The 18,236-nt window shown below is 60.7% G+C and carries 20 protein-coding genes; 11 read left to right on the top strand and 9 right to left on the bottom strand.

The genetic code is table 11. The features are described from left to right. Nucleotides 1-180 (bottom strand): hypothetical protein (locus tag ACTNBU_RS00835; RefSeq protein WP_441029777.1); only part of this gene is annotated, 180 nt, incomplete at its 3' end. 14 nt (nucleotides 181-194) lie between these two features. Between ACTNBU_RS00835 and ACTNBU_RS00830 the strand changes: the two genes are divergently transcribed. Continuing rightward, complete coding sequence (locus ACTNBU_RS00830) at nucleotides 195-932, top strand: WecB/TagA/CpsF family glycosyltransferase (protein WP_441029789.1); 738 nt, start codon at nucleotides 195-197, stop codon at nucleotides 930-932. Continuing rightward, complete coding sequence (locus tag ACTNBU_RS00825; RefSeq protein WP_441029775.1) at nucleotides 929-1,594, top strand: dTMP kinase; 666 nt, start codon at nucleotides 929-931, stop codon at nucleotides 1,592-1,594. Before ACTNBU_RS00830 ends, ACTNBU_RS00825 begins: the two co-directional genes overlap by 4 nt. 67 nt (nucleotides 1,595-1,661) lie before the next feature. Here the strand turns inward: ACTNBU_RS00825 and ACTNBU_RS00820 are convergent, their stop codons facing one another. Continuing rightward, nucleotides 1,662-1,790, bottom strand: a complete 129-nt coding sequence (locus ACTNBU_RS00820; RefSeq protein ID WP_441029773.1) for a hypothetical protein — start codon at nucleotides 1,788-1,790, stop codon at nucleotides 1,662-1,664. 176 nt (nucleotides 1,791-1,966) lie between these two features. Between ACTNBU_RS00820 and mltG the strand changes: the two genes are divergently transcribed. The 7 genes from mltG (at nucleotide 1,967) to ACTNBU_RS00785 (ending at nucleotide 9,792) form a co-directional block, all read left to right on the top strand. Continuing rightward, nucleotides 1,967-3,115: an endolytic transglycosylase MltG gene (gene mltG, locus ACTNBU_RS00815; RefSeq protein ID WP_441029771.1), complete on the top strand. Its 1,149-nt coding sequence runs from the start codon at nucleotides 1,967-1,969 to the stop codon at nucleotides 3,113-3,115. 4 nt (nucleotides 3,116-3,119) lie between these two features. Further along, the gene (locus ACTNBU_RS00810; protein ID WP_441029769.1) at nucleotides 3,120-4,349 is read left to right on the top strand and encodes a peptidase U32 family protein; all 1,230 of its coding nucleotides are present in this window, start codon (nucleotides 3,120-3,122) and stop codon (nucleotides 4,347-4,349) included. 41 nt (nucleotides 4,350-4,390) lie between these two features. Continuing rightward, nucleotides 4,391-5,788: an NAD(P)/FAD-dependent oxidoreductase gene (locus tag ACTNBU_RS00805; protein WP_441029767.1), complete on the top strand. Its 1,398-nt coding sequence runs from the start codon at nucleotides 4,391-4,393 to the stop codon at nucleotides 5,786-5,788. A 249-nt stretch (nucleotides 5,789-6,037) separates the two neighbouring features. Then, a complete protein-coding gene (locus ACTNBU_RS00800; RefSeq protein ID WP_441029766.1) occupies nucleotides 6,038-6,223 on the top strand; it encodes a hypothetical protein in 186 nt (61 codons plus the stop codon). Between the two features lie 354 nt (nucleotides 6,224-6,577). After that, nucleotides 6,578-9,223: an alanine--tRNA ligase gene (gene alaS, locus ACTNBU_RS00795; protein ID WP_441029764.1), complete on the top strand. Its 2,646-nt coding sequence runs from the start codon at nucleotides 6,578-6,580 to the stop codon at nucleotides 9,221-9,223. Nucleotides 9,224-9,242: 19 nt separating this feature from the next. Further along, the gene (locus ACTNBU_RS00790; RefSeq protein ID WP_441029762.1) at nucleotides 9,243-9,416 is read left to right on the top strand and encodes a DUF4250 domain-containing protein; all 174 of its coding nucleotides are present in this window, start codon (nucleotides 9,243-9,245) and stop codon (nucleotides 9,414-9,416) included. Nucleotides 9,417-9,453: 37 nt separating this feature from the next. Then, nucleotides 9,454-9,792, top strand: a complete 339-nt coding sequence (locus ACTNBU_RS00785) for a histidine triad nucleotide-binding protein (RefSeq protein WP_441029760.1) — start codon at nucleotides 9,454-9,456, stop codon at nucleotides 9,790-9,792. 329 nt (nucleotides 9,793-10,121) lie between these two features. On the opposite strand, the gene ACTNBU_RS00780 is transcribed toward ACTNBU_RS00785, so the two are convergent. The 7 genes from ACTNBU_RS00780 to ACTNBU_RS00750 form a co-directional block, all read right to left on the bottom strand. After that, nucleotides 10,122-11,543 (bottom strand): DUF6612 family protein, encoded by a 1,422-nt coding sequence (locus tag ACTNBU_RS00780; RefSeq protein WP_441029758.1) that lies wholly within the window; start codon nucleotides 11,541-11,543, stop codon nucleotides 10,122-10,124. Between the two features lie 179 nt (nucleotides 11,544-11,722). Further along, complete coding sequence (locus ACTNBU_RS00775) at nucleotides 11,723-12,118, bottom strand: thioesterase family protein (protein ID WP_441029756.1); 396 nt, start codon at nucleotides 12,116-12,118, stop codon at nucleotides 11,723-11,725. A 25-nt stretch (nucleotides 12,119-12,143) separates the two neighbouring features. Continuing rightward, nucleotides 12,144-13,211 (bottom strand): ABC transporter substrate-binding protein, encoded by a 1,068-nt coding sequence (locus tag ACTNBU_RS00770; protein ID WP_441029754.1) that lies wholly within the window; start codon nucleotides 13,209-13,211, stop codon nucleotides 12,144-12,146. Between the two features lie 28 nt (nucleotides 13,212-13,239). Continuing rightward, entirely contained in the window at nucleotides 13,240-14,082 is an 843-nt protein-coding gene (locus tag ACTNBU_RS00765; protein WP_441029753.1) for an ABC transporter permease, read from the bottom strand. Next, nucleotides 14,079-14,954: an ABC transporter permease gene (locus ACTNBU_RS00760; RefSeq protein WP_441029751.1), complete on the bottom strand. Its 876-nt coding sequence runs from the start codon at nucleotides 14,952-14,954 to the stop codon at nucleotides 14,079-14,081. Before ACTNBU_RS00760 ends, ACTNBU_RS00765 begins: the two co-directional genes overlap by 4 nt. Then, nucleotides 14,944-16,137 (bottom strand): ABC transporter ATP-binding protein, encoded by a 1,194-nt coding sequence (locus ACTNBU_RS00755; protein ID WP_441029749.1) that lies wholly within the window; start codon nucleotides 16,135-16,137, stop codon nucleotides 14,944-14,946. The genes ACTNBU_RS00760 and ACTNBU_RS00755 overlap by 11 nt, the downstream gene beginning before the upstream one ends. A gap of 133 nt (nucleotides 16,138-16,270) precedes the next feature. Beyond that, nucleotides 16,271-17,227, bottom strand: coding sequence for an RluA family pseudouridine synthase (locus tag ACTNBU_RS00750; protein WP_441029747.1), 957 nt, complete (start codon nucleotides 17,225-17,227; stop codon nucleotides 16,271-16,273). Between the two features lie 151 nt (nucleotides 17,228-17,378). On the opposite strand from ACTNBU_RS00750, the gene ACTNBU_RS00745 reads away from it, so the two are divergent. Both ACTNBU_RS00745 and rpmF read left to right on the top strand, forming a co-directional pair. Next, nucleotides 17,379-17,888, top strand: a complete 510-nt coding sequence (locus ACTNBU_RS00745; protein ID WP_441029745.1) for a YceD family protein — start codon at nucleotides 17,379-17,381, stop codon at nucleotides 17,886-17,888. 47 nt (nucleotides 17,889-17,935) lie between these two features. After that, a complete protein-coding gene (rpmF, locus tag ACTNBU_RS00740; protein ID WP_441029744.1) occupies nucleotides 17,936-18,130 on the top strand; it encodes a 50S ribosomal protein L32 in 195 nt (64 codons plus the stop codon). Nucleotides 18,131-18,236 lie beyond the last annotated feature (106 nt).

Raw genomic sequence — 18,236 nt, 5'->3', positions numbered from 1 at the left:
AGCAGGCGTTTGCGCCGCGCAGCGGCAGCTTTTCGGCCCGCTGCGCGGGCAGAAAAGCGAGGCATTGTGAAGGCTGTCGAAAAAGTCCATCGGACTTTTTCGACAGCCTGATGAAGCGGGGACATTTGTCCCCGCTTCATTTTGGATTGGACAAGCCTGAATGACTATGATATAATACATACTGTATGCGTATCATGCGAGGTGATTTCATGCGGATCGACGTTTTGGGCGTTGGATTCGATAATCTGACAATGGAAGAAGCGGTGGACGAGGGCGTCCGCCTGCTCCATGCGGAGGGGACCCACTATGTGGTGACCCCCAATCCGGAGATCGTGGAGGTCTGCCGGGAGGACCCGGCGGCCATGCGGGCCGTCAACGGCGCGGATCTGGTGCTGCCGGACGGCATCGGCGTCATCAAGGGCGCGGCCATGCTGGGCACGCCGCTGAAAGAGAAGACGCCGGGCATTGAATTTGCCGCCCATCTCATGGGCAGAATGGCGGAGGAGGGCTTGTCCCTGTATCTGCTGGGGGCCAAGCCCGGCGTGGCGGAGCAGGCGGCGGAGAATCTGCGCAAGCAGTATCCCGGTCTGCAGATTGCCGGCACCCACGACGGCTATTTTAAGGACGATGGCCCGGTGGCGGAGGACATCCGCCGCAGCGGTGCCGACGCAGTGTTCGTCTGCCTGGGCGCGCCGAAGCAGGAGCTGTGGATGGAGAAGAACGGCGATGCCACCGGCGCGAAGCTCCTGTGCGGCCTGGGCGGCAGTTTGGACGTGTTCGCCGGTGTGGTAGAGCGGGCTCCGAAATTCTGGTCCGACCACGGGCTGGAGTGGTTCTACCGGCTGTGCAAAGAGCCCCGGCGCATCGGCAGGATGATGAAGCTGCCCCTGTTCCTGGTCCACGTGCGCCGGGAGAAAGGGAGACGGAAATGAGCGGAAAACTCATCGTGTTCGAGGGGACGGACGGCTCCGGCAAGGCCACCCAGTCGGAGCTGCTGTGCCGCCGTCTGAAAGAGGAAGGCCATCCCTTTCGGAAGATCACCTTCCCCCGGTACGGCAAGCCCTCCGCCGCCATGGTGGAGGAGTATCTCCACGGAAACCTGGGGAAGCATCCCGGCGACGTCAACGCCTATGCCGCGTCGCTGTTCTACGCCATGGATCGCTACGCCTCCTGGAAGCAGGATTGGGGGACGTTTTACGAGGACGGCGGACTGATCGTAGCCGACCGATACACCACGTCCAACGCCGTCCATCAGGCGTCCAAGCTCCCTGAGGGGGAGCGGAAGGCGTATCTGGACTGGCTGTTCGATCTGGAGTACCGCCTTCTGGGCCTGCCGGCCCCGGATATGGTGGTGTATTTGGATATGCCCACGGAGCTGACGGAGAAGATGATGCGGAAGCGGGAGGCTGCCTCCGGTACCCAGGCCGACATCCATGAGCAGGACAAGGCGTATCTCCGCCGCTGCCGGGAGAACGCCAACGAGGTGGCCCGGCTCTGCGGCTGGACGGTGATCCGCTGCGGCCGGGACGGCGCGCCCCGGACCATCGAGGATATTCAGGACGAGGTCTGGGAACAGGTCCGGACGCTGCTGTGAGCCTGTCCCGGTCCTGGACGGCGGAACAGGGCGCCGAAGCGCCCCGTTCCCGCGGACTATGTGGAACTCAGCAGCAGTTGTTGTTGCAGTCGTTGCCGCAGTTGTTGCCGCCCCAATTGCCGTTGCCGCAGCAGCAGAACAGCAGGACGATGATGATGATCAGCCACAGGCAGGAGCAGTTATTTCCGGAGTTCATGCACATAAATGTCACCTCACTTGTGTTTCTGAACCATTCTATGCGCCTGCGTTCCAGGGGGAACTTGGCCATGAAAAAGTTCTCTCCGCAGGAATGGCTGAGCGGCCATGCGCCTGCGGCCGCAGTTTGATCAAAAATCGCTTGGGTCATTTGAAGATGCCCATTGGAGGTTGAGTATGTCCAATTATCGAAATCAGGATACCGCAAGCTGGGATTCCCGGAGGGTCCGGGAGGGGACGGGAAGTCCCGCGCCCCAGCCGGAGCACCGCCGCCGTCGGCGGAGACGCCGGGTGAACCCGTTTCTCTATATCCTGTTTGTGCTGGTGGTATCCGCCGTGCTGGCCGGTGTGGGCTGGCTGCTGATCAACGACTTCTGCGCGTTCAATAAGACTCCGGTGGAGACCGCCGTAGAAGTGACGTCTGACGACGATCTGGGTTCCATCGCGGACAAGCTCCACGACGCGGGGCTGGTGAACTACAAGTGGTTCTTCAAGCTGTTCGGCAGGGTGGACAAGGCGGAGGAGAAGATCGGCATCGGCACCTACACCCTCAACAGCGACATGGATTACGTGGCCCTGATCACGGCCATGCACAACTCCTCCGGCAACCTGACGGCGGAGACGGTCCGGGTCACCATTCCGGAGGGCTACACGGTGGAGCAGACCATCGCGCTGCTGGCCAGTAAGGGCGTCAACACCGAGGAGGCGTTGACGGAGGCCGCCAAGGAGTATGATTTCTCCTACGACTTCATTGACAACAATTCCCATGAGTTGTCCCGCCTGGAGGGCTATCTGTTCCCGGACACCTACGATTTCTACGTGGGCGAAAAGCCCGGCTCCGCGCTGAACCGCCTGCTGTACAACTTCAGCGGCAAGATGGACGGGGAGCGGATGGAGAAGGTGGAGGCCTCCAAATACAGCCTGAAGCAGATCATCACCATCGCCTCCCTCATTGAGAAGGAGACCGACGGCACCGATCAGGCCAACATCGCCTCGGTGATCTACAACCGTCTGGCGGATACCGGCAGCCACGGCACCTACGGCATGCTGAACATCGACGCGGCCCTGCTGTACGCCCTGCCGGACCACGAGGGCAGCATCACCAACGAGGACAAGAAGATGGACTCCAAGTACAACCTCTACAAGTATGCCGGACTGCCCCCCACGCCCATCGCCAATCCCGGCATCGCGGCCATCGACGCGGCGCTGAACCCGGCCACCACGGACTATTACTACTATGCCCTGGGCACGGATGGAAGACATCACTTCTCCACCACCCTCCAGGAGCACAACAACTTCCTGAACAGCGGCAGCTATGGAGGATAAGCGTATGAAACCGGAGCTGCTGGCTCCTGCGGGAGATATGGAGCGGCTGAAAATGGCCGTTCTCTACGGAGCCGACGCCGTCTATCTGGCGGGCACCACCTTTGGGATGCGCTCCTTCGCCGGCAATTTCACGGCGGAGGAGCTGCCTCAGGCGGTGCGGTTCGCCCATGACCACGGCGTCAGGGTCCACTGTACCGTCAACACCATGCCCCGGAACAACGAAGCGGCCCGTCTGCCGGAGCATCTGGAACGTCTCAATGACGCCGGGGTGGACGCCGTCATCTGCGCCGACCTGGGGGTGTTCACGCTGGCGGGGAAGTACGCCCCCAACTGTCAGCGGCACATCTCCACCCAGGCCAGCATCTGTAATTACGAGTGTGCCCGGGCCTGGTACGACCAGGGCGCCAGCCGGGTGATCCTGGCCCGGGAGCTGTCCCTGGAGGAGATCCGGGAGATCCGGGCGAAAACGCCCAAAGAGCTGGAGATCGAGTGCTTCGTCCACGGCGCCATGTGCGTCAGCTACTCCGGCCGGTGCCTGCTGAGCAACTATATGACCGGGCGGGATTCCAGCCGGGGCGCCTGCGCCCAGCCCTGCCGCTATCAGTACGCCCTGATGGAGGAGAAGCGGCCCGGCGAGTATTTCCCCGTGTTTGAGGACGAGATGGGGACGTACATCATGAACTCCCGGGACATGTGCATGATCGACCATCTGGACGATTTGATGGACGCCGGCGTGGCCAGCCTGAAGATCGAGGGCCGGGCCAAATCCGCCTACTACGCGGCCATCGTCACCGGGGCGTACCGCCACTGTCTGGACGCCGTCGCGGCGGGAGAGCCGCTGGATCCGGTGTGGCGGGACGAGGTGGAGCATGTCAGCCACCGCCACTACTCCACAGGCTTCTTCTACGGCCAGCCGGGCCAGTATTATCAGGATTCCCGGTACATCAGAGACTGGCAAGTGGCAGCACTTGTCACCAACTGCGCCCCGGACGGGACGGCCACCCTGTCCCTGCGGAACAAGTTCCGCGCCGGGGACACGGTGGAGGTGGTGGGGCCGGACACCAAGCCCTTTACCATGACCGTGCCGGAGATGCGGGACACCGACGGTCTGACGCTGCTGGAGCCACGGACGCCTCAGATGGTATTCACCATGAAGCTGCCCCGTCCGGTCCCGGCGTATTCCATCGTCCGGCGGGCGGTGGACTTGTCCCCCAAAGAAGTGAGCGAACAGTGAGTGATCCACGAAGAGATATACCGACTAAAGGAGAGTAGACTATGAACGCGGACGTTGTCATCGTTGGCGCCGGCCCCGCCGGTATCTTTACCGCCCTGGAGATGATCCGGAAGGGCAGCAGGCAGAAGATCATCATGGTGGAGAAGGGGCAGAGCGTGGAAAAGCGTCATTGCCCCAAGGACAAGACCAAGAAGTGCATGAACTGCAAGCCCTACTGCCACATCACCACCGGCTTCTCCGGCGCCGGTGCGTTCTCCGACGGCAAGCTGTCCCTCAGCTATGAGGTGGGCGGCGATCTGCCCAACCTCATCGGCGCGGACCTGGCCCAGGAGACCATCCACTACGCCGACCAGATCTATCTGGAGTTCGGCGCGGATGAGCATATCGAAGGCCTGGAGCATGAGGAGGAGCGGAAGGAGATCCGCCGCCGTGCCATCCAGGCGGGCCTGAAGCTGGTGGACTGCCCCATCCGTCACATGGGCACCGAAAAGGCCCAGACCATCTACCTGGGCATCGAGCGGTATCTTCAGGAGCACGGCGTGGAGATGTACTTCGGCTATGAGTGCAGCAACCTGATTTTGGAGCATGACGTGTGCAGGGGCGTGTCCATCTCCAACGGCAAGACGGATCTGGAGATCTACGCCAAGCACACCGTGGTGGCCACCGGCCGCCGCGGCGCCGACTGGCTGGAGAAGCTCTGCGCGGAGCACAACATCGCCCATGCCCCCGGCACCGTGGACATCGGCGTCCGGGTGGAGGTCCGCAACGAGATCATGGAGATGGTGAACCGGGTGCTGTACGAGTCCAAGCTGGTGGGCTATCCGGCGCCCTTCAAGAACAAGGTCCGCACCTTCTGCCAGAATCCCGGCGGCTTCGTCAGCCAGGAGAACTACGACAACAACCTGGCGGTGGTGAACGGCCACTCCTACAAGGAGCTGAAGAGCGACAACACCAACCTGGCCATCCTGTGCTCCCACAACTTCAGCGTCCCCTTCAACCAGCCCATCGCCTACGCCCAGAAGGTGGGCGAGCTGACCAACATGCTGGCCAACGGCCAGATCCTGGTCCAGCGGTTCGGCGACATTCTGGACGGCAAGCGGACGTGGCAGAAGGAGCTGGCCCAGTCCAACATCCGGCCCACCCTGCCGGACGCCGTGGCGGGCGACATCACCGCCGCCATGCCCTACCGGGCTATGATCAACATCATCAACTTCATCAAGGCCATGGACTATGTGGTGCCCGGCTTCGCCTCCTATGAGACGCTGCTGTATTCCCCGGAGCTGAAGTTCTACTCCAACCGGGTGAAGATGGACACGGACTTCAACACCAGCCTCCAGGGCCTCCACTGCCTGGGCGACAGCTCCGGATGGACCCGGGGCCTGATGATGGCCTCCGTCATGGGCACGCTCATGGGCCGCAAGATCGCGGAAGAGGGATAACGAGCGAAAGACCTCCGGCAGACACCGGAGGTCTTTTCATGCCCTGAGCGCCGGGGCTATTCCAGTCTGTCCGCCGCGTTCGGCGTCTCCGTAACGGCCTGTCCGCTCCCTGCATTCCGCTGTGTTGCGCCGCGCGGCCCATGCATTTTGGAGTCTGATATTGATTGAAAAGCCGTTTTGTTGCGGATGCCACTGACTGAAAGGCCCTTTCCGTGGTAAGATCGAAAAAAACACAGGGGGAGATCCGGAATGACATGGACGACTTGGATCATACTGGGACTGGTATTGGGCGGCGCGGGCTGTCTCTGGTATCGGGTAAACAACCATAAGAGCGGAGCGGTCTCCTGCTGCGGCTGCGGGGAGTGTGCCCGCACGGGAGAGTGCGTCATGGTGAAGGGGAAGAAACACGTCAAAAAAGAGCGGCACCCTTCTTGACAAAACGGACAAAAAGGTTATAATATTTCTGGTTCATCAGAAAAACGCCATGACAGAGTCAGCTTTGCGAAACGGACCTCAGCGAGAGGGGAGACGGTGAGAGCCCCTTGCAACGCCGCGAAGCAGCCGCTCTGGAGCAGTCTGCGATGAGCGGAACGGTTCATCCCCGTTACCGGATGGCTAAGATGCCCCTGCAAAAGGGGATAATTAGGGTGGTACCGTGAAGCAAGTCTTCGCCCCTAACCGACAGGGGCGGAGACTTTTTTGATTGCGGGAGACTTGTGCAGGCACCAGAGTGCACCGGGACCCGTGAACGAGTAAAAAGGTAATTCAATTTCAGGAGGAAAAACGACTATGGCACATCCCTATTACGGGCTGAACGAACTTCGTGAGATGTTCCTCAGCTACTTTGAGAGCAAGGGCCACCTGCGGCTGCCCAGCTTCTCCCTGATTCCCCCGGCCAGCGACAAGAGCCTGCTGCTGATCAACTCCGGCATGGCCCCCATGAAGACTTGGTTCACCCGGGAGGAGGAGCCCCCCCGGAACCGCGTCACCACCTGCCAGAAGTGCATCCGAACCGGCGACATTGAGAACATCGGCCACACCGACCGCCATGGCACCTACTTCGAGATGCTGGGCAACTTCTCCTTCGGCGACTACTTCAAGAAGGAGGCCATCCCCTTCTGCTGGGAGTTCCTGACGGAAGTGGTGGGCCTGGAGAAGGACCGTCTCTATCCCTCCATCTACCTGGACGACGATGAGGCCTTCGAGATCTGGAACAAGACCATCGGCATCCCCGCCGATAAGATCTTCCGCTTCGGCAAGGAGGACAACTTCTGGGAGCACGGCGCCGGTCCCTGCGGCCCCTGCTCCGAGGTCTACTATGACCGCGGCCCTGAGCATGGCTGCGGCAAGCCCGGCTGCACCGTGGGCTGCGAGTGCGACCGGTATATCGAGGTCTGGAACAACGTGTTCTCCCAGTTCGTCAACGATGGCGAGGGCAACTACACGGAGATGACCCACAAGAACATCGATACCGGCATGGGCCTGGAGCGTCTGGCCTGCGTGGTCCAGAACGTCAACTCCCTGTTCGACGTGGACACCGTCATGAACATCACCAACAAGGTCTCCGAGATCACCAACGCCCACTACGGCGAGAGCCACAAGACCGACGTGAGCCTGCGGGTCATCACCGACCACATCCGCTCCTCCGTCATGATGATCTGCGACGGCATCCTGCCTTCCAACGAGGGCCGGGGCTACGTGCTGCGCCGTCTGCTGCGCCGGGCCGCTCGCCACGGCAAGCTGCTGGGCGTGGACCGTCCCTTCCTGTATGAAGTGGTGGAGACCGTGATCCATGAGAACGAGTTCGCCTATCCCGACCTGCGGGAGAAGCAGGGCTATATCACCAAGGTGGTCCGCACGGAGGAGGAGAACTTCGCCAAGACCATCGACGGCGGCATGAAGATCTTCGCCGACCTGCTGGCGGCCCACAAGGCCAAGGGCGAGACGGAGTTCTCCGGCGCCGACGCCTTCAAGCTGTACGACACCTATGGCTTCCCCATCGACCTCACCGCCGAGATGGTGGAGGACGAGGACATGACGCTGGACCGCGCCGGTTTCGACAGGGAGATGGAGGAGCAGCGGATCCGCGCCCGGAAGGCCCGGGAGGCCCTGGGCGATCTGGGCTGGGCCGGCATCGAGTTCGGTTCCGACATGCCCGCCACGGAGTTCATCGGCTATGACCACACGGAGGCCGACGGCAAGGTCCTGGCCATCGTGGCGGAGGACGAGCTGCGGGACGAGGTGGTCTCCGGCGCCGACGCCATCCTGGTGCTGGATCAGACGCCCTTCTACGCCGAGATGGGCGGCCAGGTGGCCGACCAGGGCGTCATCACCGGGGAGAACGGCGCCCGGTTTGAAGTGACCAACGTCCAGAAGAATAAGGGCGGCAAGTTCATGCACTACGGCAAGGTGACCGCCGGTCAGTTCCAGGTGGGCGGCACCGTCCATGCCGCCATCGACACGGAGCGCCGTCAGGCCATCATGCGTGCCCACAGCGCCACCCATCTGCTGGACGCTGCCCTGAAGAAGGTGCTGGGCGACCATGTCCATCAGGCCGGCTCTCTGGTGGAGCCCGACCGTCTGCGGTTCGACTTCACCCACTTCGAGGCCATCACCCCCGAGCAGCTGTCTCAGATCGACGAGCTGGTGAATACCGCCATCCTGACGGGCTATCCCGTGGTGACGGAGGTCCTGCCCATCGAGGCGGCCAAGCAGAGGGGCGCCGTGGCCCTGTTCGGCGAGAAGTACGGCGACACTGTCCGCGTGGTGGAGATGGGCGACTTCTCCATGGAGTTCTGCGGCGGCACCCATCTGGACAACACCGCCAAGGCCGGTCCCTTCCGCATCAAGTCCGAGAGCTCCGTGGCCTCCGGTGTCCGCCGTATCGAGGCCACCGTGGGCAAGGCCACGCTGGAGACCATCCGGCAGAACCACCTGGTGCTGGGCCACATGGCGCAGATGCTGAAGACCACTCCGGGCGATCTGGAGAACCGCATCCAGCAGCAGGTGACGGAGATCAAGGAGCTGCGCCATGAGCTGGATAAGTTCAAGGCCGAGGCGTCTCTGGGCGAGGCCCGGCAGTTCCTGATGTCCGCCAAGGACGTGAAGGGTCAGAAGGTCCTGACCTCCATCCGCAACAACATGGATGCCGCCGCTCTGCGCCAGATGGGCGACTTCCTGCGGGACAAAGAGCCCAATGTGGTGGGCGTCCTGGCCTCCGTCAATGGTGAGAAGATCACGTTCCTGGCCGTCTGCGGCAAAGATGCCGTCAAGAAGGGCATCAAGGCCGGCGATCTGGTGAAGTATGTGTCCGGCATCTGCGGCGGCAAGGGCGGCGGCAAGCCCGACAGCGCCATGGGCGGCGGCAGCGATCTGCTGAAGCTGGACAACGCCCTGGCCTCCGTGGACGACTTCGTCTCCGAGAAGCTGGGCTGAGCAGAAGGGGAGAGGACCCATGCTGCCCAAGGACCCTGTGATTTTACTGAGTTTTGTCAACACGAAGCTGCGGGATGAATTCAGCAGTCTGGAGGACTTGTGTGCCGCGCTGGACGCCGATGCCGGCGACATCTCCGGTGCCCTGGCCGCTCTGGACTACCACTACGATCCGGCACAGAACCAATTCATCTGAAACAGCGCCATATTTTCATAAAAGGGAGGTTTGAACCATGTCTGACTGCTTATTCTGCAAGATCGCCGCGGGGGAGATCCCCAGCAACAAGGTGTATGAGGACGGGCTGTGCTATGCCTTCTACGACATTGCCCCCCAGGCTCCGTCACACTTCCTGGTGATTCCCAAGACCCACATCCAGTCCGTCTCCGGGATCGACGAGACCAACAGCGCGGTGGTGGCCCACATTTTTGAGGTCATCGCCAAGATCACCCGGGAGAAGGGGATCGAGAGCTACCGCGTGGTGTCCAACATTGGGGAGCAGGCGGGCCAGAGCGTGCCCCATCTGCACTTCCATGTACTCTCCGGCCGGGATATGACCTGGCCGCCGGGCTGATTGCGCTGACGCGCTTAAAGGGGGGACTTGCGTCCCCCCTTTAGATTCCCCCTCACCAGTGACGTCGGTCACTGGTGCCGCCGCCCAGGGCGGCTGGAGTCAAGGTATTTTTCCGACGTACACGCCGCCGGAAAAATGATTCCGGCGGATTATTTAGCCCTGGGCGAAAGAACCCGGGGAAGCCCCACGTTTCCCCCTGGCCCCCTTTCCCGGATTGGCGGTTGGGGGGAGCTGTGATGCTTCAATCCATTCTTTGCAAAAAGCCAGCGCCCTGTGGGCGCTGGTTTTTTGATTGATTGAACTTGCCTCTGCGTGGGCTATGCATGCGGTCAGCGGCTGCCCCAGAGAGCGGGCTGCTCGGGAATCGTGATGAGGGAGCCCATGTCCACGAACTTAGAGAAGCTGGGATAGGAGATCTTCACGTCCTTGCCGGTGGCGTTGACTTTCATGTCCATATCCATCTTCATGGCGATGTCGATGCTGGCGGTACCGGTCTCATCGCTGAGATCCATGCCCATGGTCATACCCAGAGCAGCGGTGCAGGTCTTCAACTGGCCGTTGCTGGCGACGGTGTAGGTATAGGTGCAGTCCGTCAGCTGCATATCCATGCCCATGCCGAGATCACCGGCGCCCAGCAGTCCCATGACATCGTTCATCATGCTGTTCAGGGCGCTGCCGTCCACACTCAGGGTGTAGACGGTATTGCTGCCGGACTTGGCGGAGGAGATGGTGTCGATATAGGGCAGCATGATGGAAGCCGCCTGATTGCTGACAGACAGAATCTCCTGATAGATTTCCATGATCTCGCCCATGTCGCCGATCTGCATCTTGTAGGCCATGTCACCGGTCTGGGTGTACATCCAGCCGTCCTTCAGCCATGTGCCCGTCCGAACGGTCTCACCGTCGGCAGTCACCGCCATCTCCGCAGCCATTTGGATATCGTTGTCCAGAATCATTTTGACGCTGCCGGTGACCGTCTCCTCGGTGGTCTCCGTCTCGGTGAGGGTCTGGCCGGACTCGTCGGTGGCGTTGATGGTCATGTCCATGGTGACCTTGGCGTTCAGGCTGGCGTCCATGCTGGTGGTGCCGGCGCTGACGGCCGCCAGGGCGCGGTAGGTCTCAATCTTGTCGGTGATGGGCTTGGCGTCCTCGGCGCTGACGGCGCCGGACTGGATCAGGCTGTTCAGCAGATAGGTGCTGCCGTCCTTCAGGTCGGTGCCCAGTGCCTGGTAGGTGATGGCGGCCAGGTCATCCCGCAGGAAGGTGTCGTCCAGAATGGAGGAGCTGAGGATGCCCCGGGTCATGGCAAAGTCAGGGGCGGTGTCGTAGGTGAAGTCCACGCCGTCTTCATAGCCCAGGGCCCGCAGCAGGAACACGGTGTACATGTTGAGGTTGCACTGTCCGCGGCCGCCGAAGGTGGTCTCCGTGGTGCCCTTGGTGATGCCGTTGGTGTACAGCCAGGCGGCGTAGGGGGCCACGGTCTCACTGACGTCGGTGAAGGGGCTGGTCAGCTTACCGGCGGCATAGCTGGCCTGAGCGGTCTCCTCCGCGCCGTAGAGCCGCACCAGCATGATGGCGGCCTCGGAGCGGGTGGGGGCGCGATCCAACTCGAAACCATTGCCGGTGCCGCGGAACATGCCGATGGTGGACAACTCCTCCGCCGTACTGTCAAAGCTGGAAGCGGACGCGGTGATGCACAGCGCCGCGGTCATCAGCATGGCGGAGACCAAAATGGTCAGGATACGTTTCATAGCATTGTCTCCTCTCTGAATTTGTTGTGTTGTCAAATTAGCCAATAAAATCATCTTAAACCATCCTGAAAGAGAAGTCAACCGAAAAGCTGTCTTCAAATAAAAGACAGTTCCTGAACACTGAGACGAAAAAAGAGCGGGACCCCAATGGGGTCCCGCTCCGTCTGCCGGATGGAAACTCAGCCCTCCAGCTTGGCGTTGCACTTGGACAGGAACTTCTCGTTATTGATGATAGCGCGGGTGTGGATGCCGGAACTGATGGGGCCTTTTTCGTCCCAGGCCCGGACGTTGAACACCACCATTTTGCCGTTCTCGGACACGTCCTTGATCTCGGCCTCGACGGTGACCTTCATGCCGATGGGGGTGGGAGCGGTGTGGGTAATGTCCAGATGGGTACCGACGCTGCCCTGTCCGTCCTCCAGGAACTGCTGGAGGCAGGTCATGGCGGCGTTCTCCATCATGGCGGCCATGAAGGGGGTACCGAACACCGGCAGGGCGCCGGAGCCGATGGCGGCGGCGGTCAGATCCTCGGTGACCACCTGTTCCAGCTGACATCTCGTTCCAATGATGACCATAAAATCAAACTTCCTTTCCGGCGCGTCAGACCTTCAGACGCAGCCACTCAGAGTCGTAGAATTCCAGAATGTCCTGGGGCAGGTTCAGGAACTGCTCACATCTGGACAGCACGTCGTCGGAGGGGTAGGCCACGGGATCCTCCCGGACCTCGGCGTCCAGGGCCTCCAGAACGCTGTTCAGGGGCGTGGAGTAGCCGATGGCGTCGCAGTTGGCCAGGCCCACCTCGGTGGAGCACATGAAGTTGATGAACTTCTCGGCGTTCTCCTTGTTGGCGGCGCCCTTGGGGATGCACATGGCGTCCACGAAGTAGTTGGAGCCCTCCTCGGGGACGCAGAAGGCCAGATCCTCGTTGTTCTCCAGCATGGTCAGATAGTCGCCGGCATAGTAGACGCCGATGGCGGCCTCGCCGCTCTCCAGCTTGTCGAAGATCTCATCCATGACGTAGGTCTGCACCAGGGGCTTCTGCTCCACCAGCAGGTCCACGGCCTCGGTGATCTGGGCCTTGTCGGTGGTGTTGTAGGAGTAGCCCAGGTATTTCAGGGCCACGCCAATGGCGTCACGGGGGTTGTTGATCATCAGGATCTGGTCGGCGTAGTCCTCGTCAAAGAGGATGGACCAGCTGGTGACGTCCTCCTGGACCATGGTGGTGTTGTAGATGATGCCCACGGTGCCCCACATATAGGGGACAGAGTACTCGTTGGTGGGGTCGTAGGGGGGATCGACGAAGGTGGCGCTGACATCGGAGAAGTTGGGGATGTTGTCGAAGTTCAGCTTCTCCAGCATATCCTCCTCAATGAGGCGGGAGAGCATATAGTCGGAGGGGATGATGACGTCGTAGGAATCGCCCTGCTTCAGATAGGTGTACAGAGTCTCGTTGTCGGGGCAGACCTTGTAGTTGATCTTGATACCGAACTCCTCCTCGAACTGAGTGAGGATGTCCTCGGTGCCGTCGGTGCCGTCGGCGATATACTCGCCCCAGTTCAGCACGTTGATCTCGCCGTTGGGGTACTTGCTGGAGGAGGACTCGCCGCAGGCGGCCAGCAGGGGGACGGCCATCAGGACCGCCAGCAGGGCAGACAGTACTTTTTTCATAATGTGATCTCCTTTCAGGGGATGGGAATTATTTGGCGCTCAGGGCGGCCTGCTGGCGTTTGGCCTTCCGCTCCTGCTGGGCTTCCCGGAGGTTGATGATGAACAGCAGCAGCAGGACGGAGACGAACAGCAGCGTGGAGATGGCGTTGATCTCCGGGCTGATTTTCCGGCGGGCCATGGAGTAAATCTCCATCGCCAGAGTGGAGACCTTGGCGCCGGCGGTAAAGTAGGAGATGACGAAGTCATCGATGGACATGGTGAAGGCCATCAGCAATCCGTTGACGATGCCGGGCATCAGGTCCGGCAGGATGACCTTCCGGAAGGCCACCAGTCCCGTGGCACCCAGGTCCTGGGCGGCCTCGTAGATGTTGGGGTTCAGCTGCCGCAGCTTCGGCAGCACCGACAGAATGACGTAGGGGATGTCGAAGGTGATGTGGGCGATGAGCATGGTGCCGAAGCCCTTGGACAGGTCCAGTCCCAGCGTCTTGTTGAAGACATCGATGGCCAGCATGAACAGGAGCGACAGGGAGACGCCTGTGATGATGTCCGCGTTGGTCAGGGGGATGTTGTTGACGGTCAGCACAACGCTGCGGGTCCGGCGCTTCAGGGCGAAGATGCCGATGGCGGCAGCGGTGCCGGCCACGCAGGAGATGACGGCGGCCAGAGAGGACACCATCAGGGTGGTCTGCAGGGCCTCCATGATGGCCCGGTCGGCGAACAACTCCGCGTACCAGCGGAGGGAGAAGCCCGCCCAGATGCTGCGGCTCTTGGTGGCGTTGAAGGAGAAGACGATCAGCACGAAGATGGGTGCGTAGAGAAACAGGAAGGTCAGGGCGATGAGAAGCCTGCTTCCGATACCGTTCTTTTTCACAGTGCCACCGATCCTTCCTCGCCCTCACCGAAGCGGTTCATCACCGCCATGCACACCAGGACAATGACCATCATCACCAGGGAGATGGCGGAGCCAAGGTATGGGTTGTAGGCACTGCCGGAGAATTGGGTCTCAATGAGGTCGCCCAGCAGCGTGACCTTGCCGCCGCCCAGCAGGCGGGAGATGGCGAAGGTGGACACGGCGGGGACGAAGACCATGGTGATGCCGGAAAGGACGCCGGGCAGGGACAGGGGGAAGATGACCTTCTGGAACACCTGCCGGGAGTTGGCGCCCAGGTCCTGGGCCGCCTCGATGATGCGGAAGTCGATCTTCTCGATGACCGTGAAGATGGGCAGGATCATGAAGGGCAGGAAGTTGTACACCATGCCCAGCACAATGGCGCCCTGAGTGTTGATCATGGGGAAGTAGGAGATGGGCTTGTAGGCGGCGGGATCGGCGGCGAAGTGGATGGCGATGGCGTTCCACAGGTCGATGAGGCCGATCTTCTGGAACAGGGTGTTCAGCAGGCCGGTGTTCTCCAGAATGGACATCCAGGAGTAGGTCCGCAGCAGGAAGTTCATCCACATGGGCAGCATGATCAGCGTCACGGCGATGCGGCGGAAGCCGGGCCCCTCCCGGGTCATCAGATAGGCGATGGGATATCCCACCAGAAGGCAGATAGCGGTGGCGATCAGCGCCAGAAGGAAGGACCGGGTGAACACCGGCAGATAGCCGGCCATCCGGGAGAAATTCTCCAGGGTAAAGCCGCCGCTCTTGGCGGTAAAGGCGTAAAAGACCACCAGGATCAGAGGCGCCACCACAAAGATTGCCATCCAGATCACATAGGGGATGGCCAGAGCCTTATTCTTCATGGCCGCCGTCCTCCGCATCCGCGTCCGCGGATTCCTCCGCCGCGTCGGAGAGCTCGTCGTACTCGTCGCTGTAGGAGCTGTAGTCGCCGAACTTCCCGGAATAGGCGCTCTTTTTCATAATGTGGAAGCCGTCGGGATCGATCTTCACGCCGATGCGGGCGCCCACCGGGGAGTGGTCCGTGGTCTGGATCAGCCACTTGAAGCCCCGGAAATCCACGATGATGTCGTACTGCATCCCCTTGAAGGTGACGTTGGTGACGGTGCCCGTCAGCTGGCCCTGGTCCACGGGGACGATGTCAATGTCCTCGGGACGAATGACCACGTCCACCGGCTCGTTGGGGGCGAAGCCGCCGTCCACACAGGGGAACCTGCGGCCGTACATCTGCACCAGATTGTCCTCCACCATAATGCCGTCGATGATGTTGGACTCGCCGATGAAGTCCGCCACGAAGGCGTTTTTCGGTTCGTTGTAGATGTCCTCCGGCGTGCCGATCTGCTGGATGGAGCCCTTGTCCATCACCACGATGGTGTCGGACATGGTGAGGGCCTCCTCCTGATCGTGGGTGACGTAGATGAACGTGATGCCCACCTGCTGCTGAATTTTCTTCAGCTCTATCTGCATGTCCTTCCGGAGCTTCAGGTCCAGGGCGCCCAGGGGTTCGTCCAGCAGCAGCACCTTGGGCCGGTTCACCAGGGCCCGGGCGATGGCCACCCGCTGCTGCTGGCCGCCGGAGAGAGCGTCGGGCTTGCGGTGCTCGAAGCCCTTGAGGCTGATGATCTCCAGCATCTCGCTGACGCGGCGCTCGATCTCCTTCTCGTCCAGCTTCACCATCCGCTTGCCGGAGGGATCGGCGGGGTCGGGGATCTTCTTCATCCGCAGTCCGAAGGCGATGTTCTCGAACACGTTGAGGTGCGGGAACAGCGCGTATTTCTGGAAGACGGTGTTGATCTGCCGCTGATAGGGCGGGACAGCATTAATCCTCACACCGTCGAACAGGACGTCTCCCGACGTAGGTGTCGTGAAGCCGCCAATAATACGCAGCGTGGTGGTTTTACCGCACCCGCTGGGTCCAAGAAGTGTGAGGAACTCTTTGTCGTTAATGTAGAGATTCAGGTTGTTCAAAACCTGTTCGTCGTCGAACGCCATGCAGAGGTTCCACAGGCGAATCAACTCCTTTGCCATGTATCCTCCCCCATTTCAAATAAATTTTTTGTGAAATCCAGCCTCTTTTCTCTGTTGAGGGGGAACCTTTCTCGTCGAAATTCGGCAATATAGAACTATAAAAGAAATGTCCCGAAAAGTCAAGGGATATCCCTTACGAAAAATACTTCTTTTGAAAGGGAATGTCCGATACGATGAACACCTTGCCCCGCAGGTATTCCAGGGCACCCGCGTCCGTGGTGAAATCGAAGGCCAGACGGTAGGAGTACAGAGCCTGGCGGGTCTCCCCGTATTTTCGGTTGATCTGGCCGTTTCCATACTTCCCGTCGCCCAGAAGAGGATGGCCCAGCTCCGCCATGGACACCCGGATCTGATGGGTGCGCCCCGTCAGAAGCTCGCACTCCACCAGGGACAGCTGGCCCCGGGTCTCCAGGGTCTTATAGAAAGTGATGGCCTTTTTGCCGCCGGGGACGGGCTTGCGGTAGAAGGACACCTCTTTCTTCTTCTCATCCTTCAGCAGAAAGCCCTCCACCTTGCCCTCGGCGGGCTTGGGACGGCCTATGGTGACGCAGAGATAGGACTTCCGCAGCTCATGGTCCCGGATCTTATCGTTGATGATCCGCAGGGCCTCCGCGTTCTTGGCGGCGATGACGATGCCGCCGGTGTTCCGGTCGATGCGGTTGCACAGGGCCGGGGCGAAGGAGTTCTCCCACTTGGGACTCCACTCCTTCTTCTGATAGAGATACGCCTGGATGTGATTCACCAGGGTGTTGACCTTCTCCGTCTCGTCGGCGTGGACCACCAGGCCGGGGCGCTTGTTCACCAGCAGCAGGTTGTCGTCCTCGTAGACGATGTCCAGCTGGGGCTTGAAGATGGAGAGGAAGCGGTTTTCCTCCGTGGGCTGGTCGAAGAACTCGTCATTGATATACAGCTGGAGGATGTCGCCCTCCGCCAGCCGCACGTCCCGCTGGGAGCCCTTCCCGTTGACCTTGATGCGCTTGAGACGGATGTATTTCTGCATTAGGGCAGGGGGGAGCAGCGGCAGCGCCTTTGCCACGAACCGGTCCAGCCGCTGTCCGGCGTCATTTTTCTGAATGGTGATCTCCCGCATGATGGCCCTCCAACAGATACCCTTGTCCACGATGGGTAGTATAAGGGTATTCTAACAACTTTTTAAAGATTTGCAAGAAAAAATAAAAATAATGTTTGACAAGCGGCGACCAGTCCAGTATAATAATAGCCGTGTCATTGCGAGGTGTACTATGCAGTTCAGCATTCGTTCCATTCTGAATACCCCGGGAAAGCGTCTTCCCTTCCAATTTGCCATGGATCTCTCCGATGTGGACTTCGGCGGCAGCCGGCCCATTCAGGAGCCGGTGCAGGTGGAGGGCGAGGTGCGGAACACTGCCGGGATGCTGGAGCTGTCGCTCCGGGCTTGGTCGACGCTGGACTGTGTGTGCGACCGCTGTGCCAAGGCGTTCCGCCGCGAACAGGAGGTCTCCTACGGCTGCCTGCTGGCAGAGGAGAAGCAGAACGAAGACGACGACGAGATCGTCCTGCTGGAAAACGGAGAGTTCGTGGACGTGGAGGATCTGGCCCGGACGGCGTTCATCCTCGGAATGGATACCAAGACCCTGTGCTCGGAAGACTGCAAGGGGCTGTGCCCCAAGTGCGGCGCCGACCTGAATCTGGGTCCCTGCTCCTGCAAAAAGGAGATGGACCCCCGTCTGGCGGCGCTGGCGAAGCTTCTGGAGAACAGTGAAGAGCCATAAATTAAGAGCGGCGTCTGCTGCTTTTGAAGATCAAGGAGGTGTCAAACATGGCAGTCCCCAAGGGAAAAGTATCCAAAGCAAGACGTGATAAGCGGCGTAGCTCCGTTTGGAAGCTGGCAGCTCCTGGTCTCGTTGCCTGCCCCAAGTGCGGCGCGCTGCATCTGCCCCACAGAATGTGCCCCGAGTGCGGCAGCTACAAGGGCCGTGAGGTCAAGACCGTCAAGTCTGTGGTCGCGAAGTAAAATTTTACACAGAAACGCGTCAAAAGGAGGGAAGATCACTTCCCTCCTTGCTTTTTGCCTTGCTATCCCGCCCGTGAGCGGGTATAATACGGAATGGAGAGAGACG

The organism is Dysosmobacter sp. HCP28S3_G4, from assembly GCF_052065175.1.
Taxonomy (GTDB): domain Bacteria; phylum Bacillota; class Clostridia; order Oscillospirales; family Oscillospiraceae; genus Oscillibacter.
Note: the sequence above shows the minus strand (reverse complement) of the source record. Positions and strands in the feature narration are given on the sequence as shown.